This window comes from Flavobacterium sp. ZT3R18 (genome assembly GCF_007097385.1).
Classification (GTDB): Bacteria; Bacteroidota; Bacteroidia; order Flavobacteriales; family Flavobacteriaceae; genus Flavobacterium.
On record NZ_VJZS01000006.1, the window covers coordinates 88,563 to 107,269 of the forward strand.

19 protein-coding genes are annotated in these 18,707 nt (G+C 33.5%); 7 read left to right on the plus strand and 12 right to left on the minus strand.

What is annotated here, in order from left to right:
* Positions 1-163 precede the first annotated feature (163 nt).
* Positions 164-805: a protein-L-isoaspartate(D-aspartate) O-methyltransferase gene (locus tag FNW52_RS08705; protein WP_116761310.1), complete on the plus strand. Its 642-nt coding sequence runs from the start codon at positions 164-166 to the stop codon at positions 803-805.
* Positions 806-1,077: 272 nt separating this feature from the next.
* Positions 1,078-1,719: a PAS domain-containing protein gene (locus tag FNW52_RS08710; RefSeq protein ID WP_143377072.1), complete on the plus strand. Its 642-nt coding sequence runs from the start codon at positions 1,078-1,080 to the stop codon at positions 1,717-1,719.
* 201 nt (positions 1,720-1,920) lie between these two features.
* Here FNW52_RS08710 and FNW52_RS08715 read toward each other — a convergent pair whose 3' ends face one another.
* A complete protein-coding gene (locus FNW52_RS08715) occupies positions 1,921-2,589 on the minus strand; it encodes a hypothetical protein (RefSeq protein WP_255515529.1) in 669 nt (222 codons plus the stop codon).
* 91 nt (positions 2,590-2,680) lie between these two features.
* The gene (gene smpB, locus FNW52_RS08720; RefSeq protein WP_143377074.1) at positions 2,681-3,133 is read right to left on the minus strand and encodes an SsrA-binding protein SmpB; all 453 of its coding nucleotides are present in this window, start codon (positions 3,131-3,133) and stop codon (positions 2,681-2,683) included.
* A 151-nt stretch (positions 3,134-3,284) separates the two neighbouring features.
* Here smpB and FNW52_RS08725 point away from each other — a divergent pair, with 151 nt between their 5' ends.
* Both FNW52_RS08725 and FNW52_RS08730 read left to right on the plus strand, forming a co-directional pair.
* On the plus strand, positions 3,285-4,796 hold the full coding sequence (locus FNW52_RS08725) for a S8 family serine peptidase (protein ID WP_143377075.1): 1,512 nt from the start codon (positions 3,285-3,287) through the stop codon (positions 4,794-4,796).
* A gap of 89 nt (positions 4,797-4,885) precedes the next feature.
* Positions 4,886-5,107: a VF530 family DNA-binding protein gene (locus FNW52_RS08730; RefSeq protein ID WP_143377076.1), complete on the plus strand. Its 222-nt coding sequence runs from the start codon at positions 4,886-4,888 to the stop codon at positions 5,105-5,107.
* Between the two features lie 194 nt (positions 5,108-5,301).
* Here the strand turns inward: FNW52_RS08730 and FNW52_RS08735 are convergent, their stop codons facing one another.
* Positions 5,302-5,940 (minus strand): bifunctional 2-polyprenyl-6-hydroxyphenol methylase/3-demethylubiquinol 3-O-methyltransferase UbiG, encoded by a 639-nt coding sequence (locus tag FNW52_RS08735; protein WP_143377077.1) that lies wholly within the window; start codon positions 5,938-5,940, stop codon positions 5,302-5,304.
* Between the two features lie 631 nt (positions 5,941-6,571).
* Between FNW52_RS08735 and FNW52_RS08740 the strand changes: the two genes are divergently transcribed.
* Positions 6,572-6,958: a cyanovirin gene (locus tag FNW52_RS08740; protein ID WP_143377078.1), complete on the plus strand. Its 387-nt coding sequence runs from the start codon at positions 6,572-6,574 to the stop codon at positions 6,956-6,958.
* Between the two features lie 429 nt (positions 6,959-7,387).
* On the opposite strand, the gene FNW52_RS08745 is transcribed toward FNW52_RS08740, so the two are convergent.
* The 3 genes from FNW52_RS08745 to FNW52_RS08755 form a co-directional block, all read right to left on the minus strand.
* Positions 7,388-7,936 carry a GNAT family N-acetyltransferase gene (locus FNW52_RS08745; protein WP_143377079.1) on the minus strand — a complete coding sequence of 183 codons (549 nt, stop codon included), beginning with the start codon at positions 7,934-7,936 and terminating at the stop codon, positions 7,388-7,390.
* Positions 7,936-8,877: an alpha/beta fold hydrolase gene (locus FNW52_RS08750; protein ID WP_143377080.1), complete on the minus strand. Its 942-nt coding sequence runs from the start codon at positions 8,875-8,877 to the stop codon at positions 7,936-7,938. Before FNW52_RS08750 ends, FNW52_RS08745 begins: the two co-directional genes overlap by 1 nt.
* 67 nt (positions 8,878-8,944) lie before the next feature.
* Entirely contained in the window at positions 8,945-9,796 is an 852-nt protein-coding gene (locus tag FNW52_RS08755) for an aldose 1-epimerase family protein (RefSeq protein ID WP_143377081.1), read from the minus strand.
* A 169-nt stretch (positions 9,797-9,965) separates the two neighbouring features.
* On the opposite strand from FNW52_RS08755, the gene FNW52_RS08760 reads away from it, so the two are divergent.
* Positions 9,966-12,233 (plus strand): M1 family metallopeptidase, encoded by a 2,268-nt coding sequence (locus tag FNW52_RS08760; protein ID WP_143377082.1) that lies wholly within the window; start codon positions 9,966-9,968, stop codon positions 12,231-12,233.
* Positions 12,234-12,305: 72 nt separating this feature from the next.
* Here FNW52_RS08760 and FNW52_RS08765 read toward each other — a convergent pair whose 3' ends face one another.
* The 3 genes from FNW52_RS08765 to FNW52_RS08775 all read right to left on the minus strand — a co-directional run bounded on the left by FNW52_RS08765 (position 12,306) and on the right by FNW52_RS08775 (position 15,262).
* Positions 12,306-13,346 (minus strand): SMP-30/gluconolactonase/LRE family protein, encoded by a 1,041-nt coding sequence (locus FNW52_RS08765; RefSeq protein ID WP_143377083.1) that lies wholly within the window; start codon positions 13,344-13,346, stop codon positions 12,306-12,308.
* Positions 13,347-13,447: 101 nt separating this feature from the next.
* Positions 13,448-14,011 (minus strand): Crp/Fnr family transcriptional regulator, encoded by a 564-nt coding sequence (locus tag FNW52_RS08770; protein WP_143377084.1) that lies wholly within the window; start codon positions 14,009-14,011, stop codon positions 13,448-13,450.
* A gap of 210 nt (positions 14,012-14,221) precedes the next feature.
* A complete protein-coding gene (locus FNW52_RS08775; protein WP_143377085.1) occupies positions 14,222-15,262 on the minus strand; it encodes an agmatine/peptidylarginine deiminase in 1,041 nt (346 codons plus the stop codon).
* Between the two features lie 192 nt (positions 15,263-15,454).
* Here FNW52_RS08775 and FNW52_RS20705 point away from each other — a divergent pair, with 192 nt between their 5' ends.
* Positions 15,455-15,616, plus strand: a complete 162-nt coding sequence (locus tag FNW52_RS20705) for a hypothetical protein (protein WP_185965939.1) — start codon at positions 15,455-15,457, stop codon at positions 15,614-15,616.
* Between the two features lie 186 nt (positions 15,617-15,802).
* Here FNW52_RS20705 and FNW52_RS08780 read toward each other — a convergent pair whose 3' ends face one another.
* The 3 genes from FNW52_RS08780 to FNW52_RS08790 all read right to left on the minus strand — a co-directional run bounded on the left by FNW52_RS08780 (position 15,803) and on the right by FNW52_RS08790 (position 18,685).
* Positions 15,803-16,690 (minus strand): carbon-nitrogen hydrolase, encoded by an 888-nt coding sequence (locus tag FNW52_RS08780; protein WP_143377086.1) that lies wholly within the window; start codon positions 16,688-16,690, stop codon positions 15,803-15,805.
* A 477-nt stretch (positions 16,691-17,167) separates the two neighbouring features.
* Complete coding sequence (locus tag FNW52_RS08785; protein ID WP_143377087.1) at positions 17,168-17,581, minus strand: hypothetical protein; 414 nt, start codon at positions 17,579-17,581, stop codon at positions 17,168-17,170.
* A 255-nt stretch (positions 17,582-17,836) separates the two neighbouring features.
* Positions 17,837-18,685 carry a L,D-transpeptidase gene (locus FNW52_RS08790; protein ID WP_143377088.1) on the minus strand — a complete coding sequence of 283 codons (849 nt, stop codon included), beginning with the start codon at positions 18,683-18,685 and terminating at the stop codon, positions 17,837-17,839.
* Between the last annotated feature and the right edge of the window lie 22 nt (positions 18,686-18,707).

The window sequence follows — 18,707 nt, forward strand, 5'->3', positions numbered from 1 at the left end:
ACAAAAATAGTAATAAAATAAGAAATTCCAATTTTTATCCCGATAACTATCGGGACTAAATTCTAAGCTTCAAATATAAATTGAATACATCGAAATTTGGAGTTTTTTTTAAATTGGAATTTGAATTTGTTTTCTATTTTTGCCTTTTATAAAACCCAAAACTTTGAAAGATACCGCCAAGCATCAAGGACTTCGTAATCAATTAGTAAGTGTCTTACACCAAAAAGGAATTACTGATAAGAATGTTTTAGAAGCCATAAAAATAATTCCGCGTCATTTATTTTTGAACTCCAGTTTTGCGGATTATGCTTATCAAGACAAAGCATTTCCTATTGCGGCAGGACAGACAATTTCTCAACCATATACTGTTGCTTTTCAATCGCAGTTATTAGAAATAAAAAAAGGACATAAAGTGCTGGAAATAGGTACAGGTTCAGGTTATCAAACGGCTGTTTTGTGTTTGATGGGTGCGCAAGTTTTTAGTGTTGAAAGGCAAAAAGAGTTGTTTAAACAAACATCTGCGCTATTGCCAAAACTAGGAATTCGTCCCAAGCATCTTTCTTTTGGCGATGGATACAAAGGTTTACCGGGCTACGCTCCATTTGATAGTATAATTGTTACTGCCGGAGCGCCTATAATTCCGCAACCCTTAATGGCGCAGCTCAAAATAGGAGGGAGACTTGTTATTCCGCTTGGTGAAGATGTTCAGATTATGACATTATTAATACGTATAAACGAAACCCAGTTTGAAAAACACGAGTTTGGTGAGTTTCGTTTCGTTCCTTTATTAGAGGATAAGAATTGATTTTCTTTTGTCCAATCTTTTAAAACCATTCATTCTGTGAATGGTTTTTTTTATTTCAAAAGTGTTAGAATAAAGGTTGCTATGTGGTTGAAAAATAAAGAAATACAATCGATTCTTGTAATTGTATTTGAAAAATAAACAGCTAAATTCCGATAATATTAGAAAACTGATTATTATCATGTTTTAAAAAAAGAGGACTTTTTATATTTGCCTCATCAAGTATTAGTAAGTAAAATACTTGTAATAGAATGAAATGTTTAATAAAAAAAAGTATGAACGAAGTGAAAGAAATGACCAAAAGACCAATTCCTATTGATAAAGAGGTAGTATGGGATAAAACCCAGACCATTATGAGTAAAACTGATTTGTATGGCACTATCGAATATGCAAATGAAGTTTTTGTAGATGTTTGTGGTTATGAGGATTATGAGTTAATGGCTCAACCCCATAATATTGTGAGACATCCAGACATGCCAAAGGTGGTATTTAAAGTACTTTGGGAAAATATTCAAAAAGGAAATCAATTTCATGGAATTGTAAAGAATTTAGCTAAATCGGGAAGATATTACTGGGTAATTACTAATTTTGAGTATTCTAGAGATGAGGATGGGAATATAGTTAATTATATAGCTAGAAGAAAAGCGGTTCCACAAGATGTAATCACGAAGCATATTGAGCCTTTATACAAAAAACTTTTGTTGATTGAAGAAGCTAGTGGTGTTGGTGCCAGCGAGAAATATTTAATCGGCTTTTTAGAAGAGCAAGGACTTAGTTACGTTGATTTAATTACCAAATTAATGGTGGAAGATCAAAAGAACCAGAAATTACAGCAAGCGCAACAAACAGGAGCTGTTGAAGAAATGGAAGAAGAAGAGGAAGTCAAAGGCTTTTTTAGCAGATTTTTCGGGAGATAATACCATTATTACTATAGTTCAATTGGTTTTGGTATAATGCCGTTGTATATTTCATTTAGACCAATTTTTATTGGGCTATTTTGAAATAACAAACGGTATAAGAACTTTACTTTTCGAGATTGTCCCAAACAAAAAAAGCAATACTAAATTATTTTAGTATTGCTTTTTTTATCGAAACAATTCCTTTAGAAGGGGATTGTATTATTTTGCTTTAGGAGACATATAACCGTCAGCTTTCATTTGGTTCACGCAAGCTTGCATGATTTCGTCAACAGTAGTACTGATGTCTGATACATCCAAAGATTTTGTAGTAGCACTCCAAACCAATTTATTGTTTTTCAAGTCAAAAATATTAGTTTCGATATAGTAATAAGTGTTTTCTTGGTAGTATCCAGGCGTATAGTAAGCAGGAGCATAAGCACCATACCAGCCACCAAATCCTGCACCGTAACCCATTCCGTATCCACCTGCGTAACCATATCCCATTCCTGGATATCCCATTCCGCCATAATAGTTTGCGGTTCCAGGAACATATTGAGTTTCTTTATCTGCTTTTATGAAACGCAATGTAATTGCACCATCAAAACCTTCAGTTTGTAGAATACTTAATTTTTGATCTTGCGTAAGATTTAAATTTTGTTGGTTTAAATAATTGAAAGAAGAAGTTAAAACCTCAGGATTAATAGAAACGATTCTGTTTTCTGTGGATCTTCTGGTGCTTTCATCTTTTGCCAGAGCTACAACTATTACTTTTTTAAAGTTTTCTTTTGCAAGAGTTGAATTTGGATCTCTCCAACTAGAAACAATTGTTGTGTTACTTCCACAACTTGCAAGACAAATACAGACTAATGCGATAAAAATGTTTTTCATAATTTCCTGTTTTTTGATTTAATGTAGTAAAAGTAATTATAATTCGATGAAAAACTACCTAAATACAATAAAAAAATTAACATGATTTCCTTTAAAAAGCCTTTTTTATTCGATCCAAATCTCTTTTAGTATCTTGTTCCTTAAGTGATTCTCTTTTGTCGTATGTTTTTTTACCTTTACAAAGTCCAATTTGTAGTTTAGCCAATCCCTTTTCATTGGTAAATAATTTTAGGGGAACAATGGTAAGTCCTTTGGCTTGTACGCTTCTAAGTAAGCCCTTCAATTCTCTTTTCTTTAAAAGTAATTTACGTTCGCTACGGGCTTTGTGATTGAATTGATTCCCGAAAGTATATTCTTCGATATAGGTATTAATGGCAAAAAGTTCATTACCGCTAAATTCACAAAAACTTTCGGTAATATTAGCTTTTCCTAATCGGATAGATTTTATTTCAGTTCCCGCCAAAACAATACCGGCGGTAAAGGTTTCGATTATTTCATAATCGAATCGGGCTCTTTTATTGAGTATGTTTACTGTTTTTAGCATAAGAAGGCAAATGTACAAACTATATTTTTTAAGAAAAAATTATTCAAAACGAATATTTATTTTATTATAAGTAAGAAATATTTTATCATAATTAATTATTTATGTTAATTTATTAAGTATATTCGGGTCTAAATATTAAAAACCTATTAAAATGACAAAAATCACACTAAGATTATCCGTTATTATGTTTTTGGTTCTTGTTTCTTGTGCCAAAGATGATGCTCTTCAGGAAAATAGTCCTGTTAGTATTGAGTCTCAGAATGAGCCTCTGACTTCAAAAGAAATTAATAAAAAAATAGATGAGGCAATAAGGACCAAGGGGAGTTTTGATTGGAGCAAAGCTTCTGATTATTTACTTTGGAGTGCTGTGGTTCGTGGACAGAATATTGTAACAATAGGATTTGGTAATTCAAGAAAAGATTTCGAAAGATCTAAATCGGCTAGAATTGATAATATTCAAAATGAGTTGCAAGAAACTATTATGAAACATGAGGGGGGGAATTTAAAGAAAGGCTCGATTTCTTCCGATGAATATTTAAATTTAATTGATGTTACAATTACAAAACTGGAAACCATTATTGCTTTAAGAAAGAATAAGCATATCCGGTATATAGAACCAGCTGATTACAGGTATTTTGAAAATGAAAATTTAGAACGCCGTTCAGATTCAGGTTCAGGTTCAGGGTGTGGATTTGAAGCTTCATCACTCAGTACATTAGATTATACAACAATTACGCCCAACGCAAAAGTTCCTTGGGCATTTTATTTGCATAATATTCCTGGTGCATGGAATTATAGTACCGGGAAAGGAATTACAATTGGGATTGTAGATACTGGAGTTTCACCCAACCAAACATTATTAGGTTCAAACTTTAATGATGGTGTTTCGACCGATAGAACAATTCAAAAATATGGTGTTTATGTTGATTCCATTTGGCCATGGACAAGTGGGACAGATGGGCCTAACGATCAATGCGGACACGGCACTAGTATGGCATCTGTGGCCGCTTCACCAAGAAATGATAAAGGATTGCCGGTTGGCGTGGCTTATAATGCCAATTTAGTGACTTATCGTGCGGCAAGCAATGTGGTTTTAGATGGATATCACGAGCAAAATGGTGTTAAAAATGCCTTTATCGCATTAGGAAATAGAAGTGATGTAAAAATCATTTCAATGTCGATGGGACATATTTTTTCGGTTGGTAAAATTGAAGATGGAATAAAATACGCCTATAGTAAAGGTAAATTGATTTTCTGCGCAGGCGGAACATCAACCGATTTTACGACATTTGTAGGAGTTATTTTCCCCGCTTGGATGCCAGAAACCATTGCGGTAACAGGTGTAAAAGAAGGCGCTAGTTATCAAAAATGTGATGTTTGTCATACAGGTGGAAAAATAGATTTTACAGTAGTTATGCAAAGGGCTGGTTCTGGTAATACGATTCCTGTAGGTAGTTATTATGACAATCAATCTGATTATGTTGGTGGATCATCAGTTGCAACAGCTACCACAGCTGGAATCGCAGCTTTGGTTTGGGCTAAAAATCCAAGTTGGACAAGGGATCAAGTTTTAGCAAAGATGCGCCAATCGGCAAGCTTTTATCCAAACAAAAACCCAGAATTTGGTTATGGAAACATTAATGCCTTGTTAGCGGTTCAATAATCAAATTTTTATTTAAATAAAAAACCATCAAAAAGAAATTTTTGATGGTTTTTCTATAGTTGTTTCTTTCTAATCAATACTTTTGCAACATGGAAAAGCAACAATCAAAAGATCCGCTTCACGGAATTACTCTCCAAAAAATAGTAGAAGCATTAGTCGCACACTACGGATTTGACACCTTGGGAGAGCTCATAAAAATAAAATGTTTCAATGAAAATCCTAGTGTAAAATCAAGCCTTACCTTTTTACGAAAAACCGATTGGGCCAGAAAACAAGTCGAAGAATTGTATGTAAAGACAATAAAAAAGTAATCCAATAATTTTTATCCCGAGCTTAGTCGAGGGAAAGAGCTTAATCCTGCTATCCGCTTGTATCTTTTCTTAAGGCGAAGAAATCCAGATAATTATCGGGACGCCTCAAGAAAAGGTAATTGTGAGAGCAATTCGACTATCAGGGCTAGGGCATTCGTTTTCATAAGATGTAAAGATCTTGTATAAGTCACTAATTATTTTTTAGCTATTATTTGAAATCCATTTGCCATATTTCCATTCATTGTCTTTACAATTAGAGGGTTTTCGATTAAAATTTCAAAGTCTTTCGTCAAGGTTTTAATCCACTCTTTTGTATGATGACGAAAAGTGGCTCCTTCTGGAAGTTTGAAAACGCCAAAGTTATTTTGGTCTCCATTTAAGTATTCATATCGCTCCACTTCAACTGAGTTTTCTTGTAGATAATAGTCGCTTATATACAATATTCCACCTTTTTTAAGTTTGGATAGCAGTAAATTGAGTAAACTCTTTTGCCCTTCATTAGACGGGATACAAGTTAAAACGGCAAAAAGAATGATACAATCAACAGAGTTGTCTTCGAGTGTCAGTTCTGTTGGGTTTTCAATATGAAAAAGAGCCAAATCGTTTTCTGATATTCCTCTCGCGATTAATTCTTTAGAAGTGTCAAATCCGCAAACATTCTCAAATCCTAAATCATTTAATTCTTTTACAATTCTTCCATACCCACACCCAAAGTCAACAATTATGCTTTGTTTGTTTACAAAGGGATTCAGTAATTCTATGTCTATTGGATGAGTAAATGTTTTTATGTCGGCTACTTCGTCCCAATATTCTTTTTGATTGTCTAGATTCATTTTTGGTTTTTTTTACTAGGTGCATTCAAATAATAAATGCGAATTTTGAGTTAATGTTTAATTTCTGTAAAGATACCTCATTGGTTGTGATTTTTTTACGACATAGATAGATATATAGAATTGATAGTGTCGTAAAGGATTAAATAGATGCTTTACTTTACACATAGGCTGACTATGTGTGAAATAGAACTATTTTCTTTATTCTCTTTAATTCTTAGTTATAAATCGATGTGGTTCATTTTTTATTTACTAGGTATGACCATTACCCAGAACTAAAAATACCAAATACTAACAATGCTCTTGAAAGGCATTTTTCAGATTTAAAAATCATCCCTGATGGGTTGCTCCTCAGCAGAGCCTATTTTCGTTTAGTTTTTTAATATAAAGTTCTGTTGAAAAAAAAGGTTTTACAAAAGTAAATAAGAAGCATAATTTTTGTCCACTTTAAGCAAACATTTAAAAAATAGCATCATTTTTATCCATTACGCTGAAAAACACGTATTTCCACCTGTTTTTTTTAGAAAATTTGGTTCTAAATTTGAGTGTCGAAAGGGAAAGCCGGATTCCGCTTTTGATGGGAGGTCGTCGAAAATCCTTAATAAAGAGTAGACTAAATATAAAAAAAAAGATTATGATAAATTCTCAAACAATGGTGCTAACCCATTTTGTTCCTACTGGAAGTTATGTTGCAACATCAAAAAAAATTAGAGTAAACATGTATGCTCATTCTCAAAAAAGAGATCAGAACTGGATTGCATCCGGTTTAAATCTTACTGATTTGTCAGAATCGAATGTAACCAACTATGATGGTATTTTAGTAAATGATTCAGGTAGTGCACCTCAAAATGGTTACATCCCTGGAGGAAGTTATGCAAAAACTACCAAAGACGTAAGCATAGTGTTTTCTGCTTATTGTCAAAAACGTGATGGTTCTTGGCAATACAGTTCATTAGTGATTACAAATCTGGCATTAACAAAAACAATCTCTAATATAGATGGTGTTTTAACAGTAGATTAAAAATCAGGGAATAAGATATTTTGATAATTCTAAATTATTTTACTCCCTTAACAACAATAAAAAAACCCCTATCCTTAATTTTGGATCGGGGGTTTTTGAGATAAAGTGAATTATATATTGTAGAAATGAGGCTTAATACCATTAATATTTATAAAATAGTACAATAACTCATTGATCGTATACTCTTCCCTTTTTGTCAATAAGAACACTCAAATTATTTTTATAGAATTCGAAAATGAAATCACCTTCGGAGGGAAAAGGCAAGTCTTTTAGATTTGCTTACGTTGATTTTCTTGATAAATTATAGATTGACAACGAAGTTTTCAACTCCTTTAATGTCATTTCTGGAGTTTTAGAACAAAGTACATTTTCATCCATAATAGTTTTTATTTAAAATAGTAATTACATTCAACAGGTTAATATTAAGTGTCATTTATTCAAAATAGAATAAATTAAAGTATCCAGAAAACGCCCTTCGTAGTATTCGTTTTCTAATAAATGAGCTTCTTTTGTAAAACCATTTTTCAGTAAAACCTTTTCCGACCCCTCATTTTTAGGATCTAAAACAGCTTCTATAGAATGCAGTTTCATCTCTTTAAAACCATATTCGACTACTTTTTTTAAGGCTTCGGATACAATTCCTTTTCCATTATATTCGGGTAATAGCATATAACCCACTTCGGCTCTGTAATGCTCTGGTTTTATTCGGTAATGTCCAATAATACCAATGATTTTCGAGTCATTTTTTAATCGTATTCCCCAGTTAATTCCAATGTTGTTTTCTATTTTGTTGTTTAGCATGGCAATAAGTTCCAACGCTTCTTCTTTGTTTTGAAGCAATGGCCTCGGAATGTATTTCATGACTTCTGTATTCGAACGCAACTCGAAAATGTCATCAGCATCATCTGTAGTTACTTGTTTTAGAGTCAATCTCTCGGTTTCAAGATTAGGAAAGGGGGTAAAGTTTATTTCTAACATTATTCGTTTTTGTTTAAAAATTCGATAATTTTTTTATTTGTAATTTCAGATTGATCAATAGATATAAAATGCCCCGCGTCTTTGATAACAGCAGTTTCAACATTCGGGATAAATTGGTGCGCTTTCACGAATATTTTTTCATTATTCACAATATCATGGTCACCAATCAAAACCAGTACAGGAATTTTTAGTGACTTTAATTCTTTTTGAGAAAACGGCATCATACCTAATAATCGGGGTTTACTATTCCCATATTTGTAGGCAAGATAAAGTTGATTTTTAAAAACACCGTTAATTTTATCTGGATAGTATGAAAAAGCTTCGAAAAATTTATTAGTGCTTTTTGGACTTGGAAACATTTTAAGATTTATAGCAGACAGGACTTTTCCTAAGTTTGAGACTCTTCCAAAAGTTTGTGCAGGACTCAATAAAACTATTTTTTTAATTGCATTGCCAGGCTGTAAGGCTAAATAAGTTGCCATCCAACCGCCTCTTGATACTCCTAATAAATTAATGTTTTCCATCCGAAAGTGCTTAAAAATGGCATTGTAAAATCCCGCAGTCTGTTTATTGGTTAATTTTATACAGTTTGATAACGACTTTCCTGCTTCCAAGGGGAAGTCAATCGCGTAAACTCGGTATGCTGCACTAAATTCTTTTACATTAGGAAACCACATGGTGGAACTGGCATCTGTACCATGAAATAAAACCAAAGGTTCGCCTGTTTTTGGACCGCTAATGATAATGTGTGCAATACCATAATTTGTTGTTACATCCATTTCTTCAAACGGAACCTTCCATAATTTTAATGTTTCATCGTATGATTTAATATATAATGCTTTTTCATCTATAGAATTAAATACATAATCGGATACTATTTTATGGCCAGAACAATCCAAGAATAAAAAGATAAAGAATAACAGAAGTGGTAAGTTGCGCATAGTTTGATTGATTTACGAACTTCTGTATATTAGTTTTATCCAAATATAGAGAAATAATTTTCGTTAGTTATAAAATTTCAATGCCGAATTGTGATTTAAAGGTTTCGTATGAATCCAGAACTTGTATGCCTTCTTTTTCAAAAAGATTTCCAAAAGTATCAACGGTGTCTGAATATCCAAACCAAGGTTCGATACATATAAAAGGAGCATTAGGAGGTGTCCAAATTCCTAAATCCGGAAAATCTTTGTAGTTTACTTTTAAAATTGGCTTCGATTTATTTAAAATGGTTATCGCTTTTGATGTCAGTTTTTTGAAAACCAAAGCATCATTTTCGAATAATTTATGATTTAAATGCAATTTTTTTTTGTCTAATTGTACTTGCTCAGTAACATTCGAAATTAGACCATCCTCCAAAAGATGAAATGTTAATGGTTCTTCATTCTCAAATTCAAGACTGTAATTCTCAAAATCCCCTGGTAAGTCAAATGCAGGATGCGCCCCAATTGAAAATGGCATTTTTGATGCTCCTTTGTTGATGACTTTGTATTCAATTTTTAGGGATGCATTTTCTAAAGCGTAAATTAAATGCAACTCAAAATCAAACGGATAATTTTCTTTAGTTTCATCAGATGAAGTTAACGAAAAAGTAGCACTGTTCTCTTGTTTGTCAATCAGTTCAAAATTCATTTCACGAGCAAATCCATGACGGGATAAGTTATATTTTTGGTCATTGTAGTGATAGGAATTGTTTTTGAGAGTACCCACAATTGGAAATAAAATGGGGGAGTGCTTTCCCCAGAATTCAGGATTTCCGCTCCAAATGTATTCTGTATTAGAATTGTCTTTTAAGGAACACAATTCGGCTCCAGTATGATTTATATTTGCCGTTAGAATTGAGTTTGAAATAGTTGTAATCAAAATAATATTCGTTTTTTAATGGTTAGCATACCGTAAAGATATTTTATATTTTTTATTTAGGTTACAGAAACTGCACTAATTATATTTAAGAAATTTCAATCAGATTCTCAATTTTAACTGAAAATTTCATTTTTTTTCCATTAATTTGTCATTGAAAAAAAAGAAAAATATGAAAAATATCCGTTTCGGAGCCATTTTGCAATTGGCTTTACTTCTAGGAATTACTACTTCATGGGCGCAAGAGACAACGACTGTTGCAACTCCTGCTCCAGTTTCAAAGTATGATTATCACGATGCTTTTGGTCCTTTATTTTATGTAAATAATGGTACAGATACACGATCTGCCAGTGGTGCGCCTGGTCATGAATATTGGCAAAATAGAGCTGATTATAAGTTGACAGCCAAGCTGAATGAAAAAAGCAATGAAATAATAGGAACAGGAATTGTAACCTATACCAATAATAGTACGGATAAAATGTCTTTTGTTTGGATGCATTTGGATCAAAATTTATTCAAGGCCGATTCTCGAGGAAATGCAGTTGTGCCATTAAAAGGAAGTCGCAACGGTGCCCAAGGAGAGGTTTTTGACGGAGGTCATAAAATTAAATCGGTAAAAATTGTTTCTACCAATAAAGGAAAATCTGTTGAAACAGAGGCGAAATTTGTTATTACTGATACCAGAATGCAAGTTTTTCTCCCTGATGATCTAAAAGCGAAAGGTGGAGTTGTGAAAATTAAAATCGATTTCTCCTTCATTTCACCAAAAGAAGGTTCGGATAGAACAGGAGTTTTAGATACCAAAAATGGTAAAATTTTCACCATTGCACAATGGTATCCGCGTATGTGTGTATATGATGATTTGAGAGGTTGGAATACCAATCCGTATTTAGGAGCATCTGAGTTTTACTTGGAATATGGGGATTTTGATGTCAATATTACCGTTCCATCCAATCATATTGTAGTATGTTCTGGAGAGTTGTTAAATCCAAAATCGGTTTACTCTGCAAATGAGCAAAGTCGTTTGGCAAAAGCCATTCAAAGCGAAAAAACGGTAATGATTCGTACTGCCGAGGAAGTGGTAGCCAATGCATCAAAAGCAGGAACTACTTCTGAAAAAACATGGCATTTTAAAATAAAAAACGCAAGAGACCTTTCATGGGCATCTTCTCCTGCATTTATATTAGATGGAGCTAGGATAAATTTGCCAAGTGGCAAAAAATCATTGGCATTATCTGCCTATCCTGTAGAAAGTGCCGGTAATGAAGCTTGGGCACGCGCTACAGAATATACTAAAACATCAATCGAAAATTATTCTAAAAGATGGTTTGAATATCCTTATCCCGTTGCTACGAACGTAGCCGGAAATGAAGGAGGAATGGAATATCCTGGAATCGTTTTTTGTGGATGGGAATCCAAAGGAGAAGATTTATGGGGTGTTACGGATCATGAGTTTGGTCATGGATGGTTTCCAATGATTGTAGGTTCTAATGAGCGTTTATTTGGTTGGATGGATGAAGGGTTTAACACCTTTATTAATTCACTAAGTTCAGTTGATTTCAATAATGGAGAGTATAAAAGTAAGCCAACCGACTTACATGAAAATGCGGATTATTTTACCAATCCCAAGACAGAAACTATTATGAGTTCTCCAGATAATATGAAAGAAAAGAATATTGGTCTTTTGTGCTATTTCAAGCCAAGTTCAGGATTAGTTATTTTGAGAGAGCAAGTTTTAGGACCAGAGCGTTTTGATTTGGCTTTTAAAACGTATGTAGAGCGTTGGGCTTTTAAACACCCTGCTCCAGATGACTTTTTTAGAACAATGGAGAATGTGGCAGGAGAAGATTTGAGCTGGTTCTGGAGAGGTTGGTTTGTAAACAACTGGCGTTTGGATCAAGGTGTAAATTCTGTGAAATATGTAAAAAATGATCCAATTAGAGGAGCTGTAGTCACGATTGAAAATTACGAAAAAATGGCGATGCCTGTCGTTTTGGATGTAAAAACTAAAAGCGGAAAAGTAACCCGTATTAAATTACCTGTTGAAGTTTGGCAAAGAAATGTAGATTGGTCTTTTAAAGTAAATACTACAGAAGAAATAGCGAGCATAGTTCTCGATCCAGATCACGTTTTTCCGGATTCTAATGAAAGTAACAATACTTGGACTTCTGATAAAGGTGTAATCGAGAAAGAGGTAATTTTAGACGGTTATGTTGGTAAGTATTCTACAAAAGCTGCACCGCTAAAAATCGTGATTACTGAAAAAAATAGTGTGCTTTTTGCAGAAATTACTGATTACCCAAAATTTGGTCTTACTCTAATTGGTACTGATAAATTTGAATCTAAAGAGGCCGGAGTTACATTTCAATTTAACGAAGCAAAAACTGGATTTGATATGATTATTAGTGCAGATCAAAAATTACCTTTTACAAGAGACTAATCTAGTTTTAGGTGTAAAAAAAAGACTTGTAGCGGTAATCGCTACAAGTCTTTTTTGGTTTATAATTATAACTTAATGTAAGTTATTTATGGTTAGCCTAAAAACGGCATAGAGCCCTCTGTTTTCTTTCGGGAGATGTATTTTAGAAATGGTAAACAGTAAGTTTCCGGCGCTGTCGAAGGCAAACGAATCTGGCCATTTTATTTGCTTGTCGCTAATAACTTCTCGAAGAATACCATTTTTATCCAACTGGCTAATAGCATTCTTTTCTAAACTACTCAAGTACAGATTCCCTTTTTTATCGAATATAATTCCATCATTTGCTCCTGTTTCAGCAAACTTCTCTACTTTTTCACCTAATTGCGAATCATTTAATTTTTTATCTAATAATGCCCCTGTAGGTACTCGATAGATGTTCTTACCCATCAAGGAGCAATAGTATAAATATTTTTTGTCTGGGTCTAATGCAATTCCGTCAGAATGAACAGGGTGTGTACGCTCAAAACCTTCTATTACTATTTTTGATACTTCGGTCAATGTAGAGGGATGTTTAGATAAAATACGTCTTATTTCATGGGTATGTAAATCTAGTATCACAATTCCTCCTACCTGTGAATCTGTGAAATAGGCTATCTGATTCCGGTTGTCTATCTGTAAATCATTTAGATAGCTTTTATTGGTAATTATGGATTCGGGAAAAACATATTCTGATTTTAAACTATCATCAGCGAGGTCAAAAGCATAAAGATGAGCCGCTTTTGTAGCATCAGTTTTTAATTCATAGCCAGTGTCCAATATCCAAAGAGTATTCAAATCATCAATGTAAACACTTTGTACACAAATAAACTGATGCTTTTGTAAAACAGTAGTGTCCCAGTCGTTCCATGCTTTATTTGGATATGGGATTATTTTGCCATCTATAATTTCGGCAACAGATATTGGTGTTTCACTTGACCATCTTGGAAAGTTTACAAACACTCTATCTTTCTTTGAAATAGCGATTCCTGTCCATTGGTTTTTGCTTTCTGCAAATAGAGACAATTCCTTTTTTTCCTGTGAATATATTTGGACAGTAAAAAGGCCAAATAATAATGTGATGATTACTTTTTTCATTGTATTATTTTAAAATTTATAATAATACAAAGTTGGTTGTGTTTGTCTTAATTAGGATTAGACCTATATCACATCTTTTGTGTGAGGTAAATCACGGGTTGTTAAGAACTCAATCTGCTTAAAGTTTCTCTTGAGACCCCAAGATAGGCCGCAATTATGGTTTTTGGCACCCTCTGAAAAAGTTGAGGATATTGCTTAAGGAGTATATCATAACGTTCTTTAGTATTTTGAGTTAAGAAAGAAAGCATGCGTTTTTGCAAGGAAACAAAACCACTATTGGCTTTTTTTCTAAAAAAATGTTCCATCTTGTGCATCTCTGCACAAAGTTTTTCCCTGTTTTCAAACGATAGGCAAAGCAGTTCAGTCTCTTCCAAACAGCTTACATTTAGGGTGGCTTTTGTTTGTGTAAAATAGGCTTGAAAATCACTTATCCACCAATTTTCCATCGCAAAATTGAGAATGTAGTCTTTTCCTTTTTTATCAGTAATGTAAGCTTTTAGTAATCCTTTTTTTACCCAATAGGTATGTGATACTTCATCATCTTCCTGAATTAAGAATTGATGTTTCTTTAATTTTTTGATTGAAAAATGAGAAAAAATATAAGTAAATTCATCATCTGTTAGCTCCGTTATTTCTTCTAGGTGTATTCGTAATTGTGTTCTCATTTGCACTTTTGTAATTCATGAATACTTTTTAGTAAAGGTTTTGAAATAAACCATGCAAAATTTGAGGAAGTTATTTTGGTCTTTTTCAAGGCAAAAAAACTTTCAATAGCCTAGCTATTCAAAGATTTTTTAACGAAGAAAAAGGGCAAAAGAGCGAGGCAAATTGTATGGTTTATTTTGAAATATTTACTTAGCTAAAAAAAATAAGGTTTACTCTGGAATTTGCTGACTCAAACAATGCAAAGTTCCAAAACCCCAAATTAAATCAATAGCACTTATTCCTATAATTTCTCTGTCAGGGAAACATTCAGCTAAAATATTTAGCGCCTTTCTATCGTTAGCATCATTAAACGTTGGAACTAGAACGCAATTGTTTAAAATCAAGAAATTAGCGTAACTCGCGGGTAAACGCAATCCATCAAAATCAATGCGTTTTGGCATCGGTAACGCCACGATAATTGGTGATTTTCCGTTTTCGAGTTTGGCATTTTGCAGTCGTTTTAGATTGTCTTGCAACGGTTTGTAATTGCTGTCATTTGGATCTAATTCGACTATGGTTACAATTGTATCCTCATTGACAAATCGGCATAAATCGTCGATATGTCCGTGGGTATCATCGCCTTCAATACCGTCGCCCAACCAAATCACATTCGTTACACCTAAATATTCTTTGAAAACAGCTTCGTAATCTTCTTTCGTAAAATTGGGATTCCGAACCTGAATGTCAGGATGCATCAAACACTCTTCGGAAGTTAATAGCGTTCCTTTTCCGTTTACATCAATAGCACCACCTTCTACAATTACGGGTTTTCCTTTGTACATCACTTGAGTGACAGGGATATTTAGAGATTCACCCACTTTGGCAGGAATGTGTTTGTCTAAATTGATGTTTTTATATTTGGCCCAACCGTTAAAGTTAAAATTCAACGCTTCTCTAGCCGTACCATTTTTTACGATGATTGGTCCAGAATCACGCATCCAACTGCGGTTGGTTTTATGAATAATAAAAGAAATATTACTCATTTTTACGTGAGCTGTTTCTAGCATTTCAATCACTTTTGTTTTTTGATTTTCATCGGCAACTACCAAAAAAACAACTTCATAAGTCGCTACTTTTTTGATAAATTCTACAAAAGCCCACTGTATGGCTTCATATTTTCCTGGCCAATCTTTGCCATTATGCGGAAAACACAATAAAATACCTTGTTGCTTTTCCCATTCTGCGGGGAATCTTCTTGATAGTGCAGTCATAATTTATTTTCAAATAGTAATAGGCACAAATGTAGTCAATCGATTTAATTTTTAAAATAGTTTGGTCACTTACATTTTTTTGTGTTTCAATTTTTTTTAAAGCTGAGTTTTATAATAAGAATTCGTTAATGTTTAGCTAATATTGTTTCGTCTGTTTGCAATTAATTTTGCAGAAAAAAAAACTATAAAACGATGATTAAGAAAAGTATAGAAGTGGTTAAAACACTATTTTTTTTCGGAAGAACCGAAAACGAGAACAATAGTAAAAAAAGAATCAAACCAACGGTAAATGAAAATCTAGAATCCTCTGATGAAGATTGGTCTTATCATTACTGGTTGAACTGGAGTTGTTAAATAGGTGCTTATGGCGGAAGTAATTCTGCTGCACTAGTATTTGTGAACTTTTAAAAAGCTGCTACTCTTGCTGGCTTATTGTTTATCGCGGTTTCTAAGATTCTATTTTGAATAAAAAAAATCTACCAAAAGTAAGGGTTTACTATTGATAGATTTTTTATTTTTTTAGTTGATACTAAGTAAAAATTAGTCGATTGCTCGTTTGGTAATATCTCCGAAAGCATCGATTCTTCTGTCTCTAAAAAAGGGCCAGTTCTGACGTACGTTTTCTTGTAAATCCAAGTCCACTTCGGCAATCAAAATCTCTTCTTTATCGTGTGAGGCTTGTGCCAAAATTTCGCCTTGTGGTCCTGCAATAAACGAAGATCCCCAAAACTGAATTCCAGCAGTTCCTTCAATATATTGCTCTAAACCAATTCGGTTAGCTGCAGCCACATATACGCCATTTGCTACAGCGTGACCTTTCATTACGTTCATCCAAGCACCATGTTGGTTTTCGCCGTATTCGTCTTTTTCAAGCGGATGCCATCCAATTGCGGTTGGGTAAAACAACACATCGGCACCTTGCAAGGCTGTTAATCGAGCCGCTTCCGGATACCATTGATCCCAACAAATTAAAGTTCCTATTTTTCCTTTTTTGGTTGGGAAGGCTTTGAAACCTAAATCCCCAGGTGTGAAATAGAATTTTTCATAGAAATGAGGATCATCCGGAATGTGCATTTTACGATACAATCCAGCTTCTGAACCGTCAGTGTCAATGATGTACGCACTGTTGTGGTAAATTCCAGCCATTCTTTTTTCGAAGAAAGGAACAATAATTACGACACCCAACTCTTTGGCCAAAGCACTAAAAGCAATAAATGAAGTACTGTATAATGGTTCTGCCAAAGCAAAATTATCGACATCCTCACTTTGACAAAAATAATGACTGCTGTATAATTCAGGTAGCGAAATGACTTCGGCTCCTTGATTGGCGGCATCGCGAACCCAACTCAAACATTTTTTAAGGTTGTTTTCGGCAACATCATTAAGATTCAATTGAATGACTGCTATTTTGTATTTCTTCTTTGACATGGTGAAAAATTTAGACTGCAAAAATAGTTATTTTTCTAAAGAGTAGGGATAAACCGTTTTATAAATATTTCATTCCTAATTATTATTGTAACTATTCAGCCTAACAAAAGTTTTACACGAATTTCACGAATTAACACGAATTCAGGATCAAAATTGAATCTAATTTCACAAAAAAAATAATTTCACAATGCAATTTGTGCAAATTTGTGTATCCCGAAAGCTTTCGGGACGTGTCTGTTTTTCTTTAAATCCTACGTTAATTTGGTGTAGGCTGAATAGTAACTTATTATTTTAATTGAAACCGCATTAAGAAATTTTCTTCCTATAAATATGAAAAAGTTCTCGATAATTATCGGGATGACATCCCAATTTTAAATACTTTTTCGGAATAAATTCAGAATAAAACGGTTTCCTAGATTGCAGTGCAAAAGTTTTAAACAGTGTAAAAAAGCTATTCTTTTTTATTTGTTAAACTAACTAATTGATTACGATAGTGTGAGTTTTAAATTCAGTCTCAGATTTTTTAAATCTTATAGCATAACTTCCTTTAGCAGTCGATTTGAATTTGTAAGTTGTAGTTTTTGGTTCGGGCACCTTTTTGTTGCAGGCGGCAGATGGATATTTGGCTTGTACTTGTAAACCTTTTTCTTTGTCTATTGTGACATCAATAAATTTATTGAAGTCACCGCAGCTATTATCTACAGTAAAGACAACATTCAAAGTGATGGTTTCATCTACTTTTCCTGTTGTTGGACCACTTATCGCTGTTACAAAAGCATTTTTTGTGATAAGTGCTGGAGGACTTGGAGAATCGTCATCTTTGTTGCAAGAAATTAAAACTGTTGCTGCGAATAATACGAATAGAACCGATTGTAATTTAAATTTTTTCATAATAAAATTATTTATTGTTATTTCTATAATAGATGCTGGCATAGGAATATGGTTGCTTCTTAAAATGTTAAATAGATTTAATATGTGTTTAATGATCTGTAAATCAAGTTTTTATTTGTGTGTTAAAATTTACTCATTTTGGGGATGTTGACGGAAATGTAGAAAGTTAAACACCTTAAAAATGAATTACCTTAAACAAAAAACACCAGTCTTTCAACTGATGTTTTTCTAATAATGATATGAAAATCTCAAGATTTATTTTTTTGCTGGCATTTTTGCTCTTTTTTTCTGTTCGGATAGAATGCCGTTTAGGTAAGGTTTTGTTGTATTCCCTATTTCTGCTGCGGAAATGTCTAATTTTGTAGGATTTTGAATCAATTGTAGCCAAGGTTTTGGTGCATCAAAATCATATTTGGCAAAAATAATTACAGGTGTACCTTTTAGGAGTACCGTTTCGTCATCTTGTAATATCCATTGATCTGCCCAATTGTAAAGGTATTTGGCATCCTTTTCTTGAAGTCGCAAACAGGAATGTGAGGCTGGATAACCGGGTAATTCATACTGATGCCAACCCACACCAGCTTTATTGGCGATGTTGAAATTCCAACGCAAATCCCACTCATCATTAAATGTGCTAGTAGTTTTTTCGGACTTCCAGTTGGTATAAAAAAGTCCAGTAGGAGTGGGATCTTTTTTTCGTCCCATATTGGTGGGACCTGTATGAATCAATATGCCATTTTCATACGTAGCGAAGGTTTGTGTTGGATAAGAAAAGAAGATAATTTTATTGATGGGTTTCAAGTAGGGAACCTCTATTGGAAACGGAAGATAAAATACCAAATCGCCTGTTAAATCGCCTGGAATAATGATAGAATCCATTTTGGCTATATTAGTTTTGTCTGTTCGGTTAATGGCAAGTACGATTTGGATTTGGGTGCTATCTGTATTCTTTGTCAGCCATTGCTTGGTGTTTTCGAAATGAAACGAAATGGTTTTGGGTTGTTTTCTAACAAGTGTTTTTTTTGTTTCAATAATCTCCTGATTCTGTTGTTTACATGAACTAAAAAAAATTAGAAGGATTAAAATAGGGACAGCCATTTTCATAACGAATTTCTTTATTGTAAAA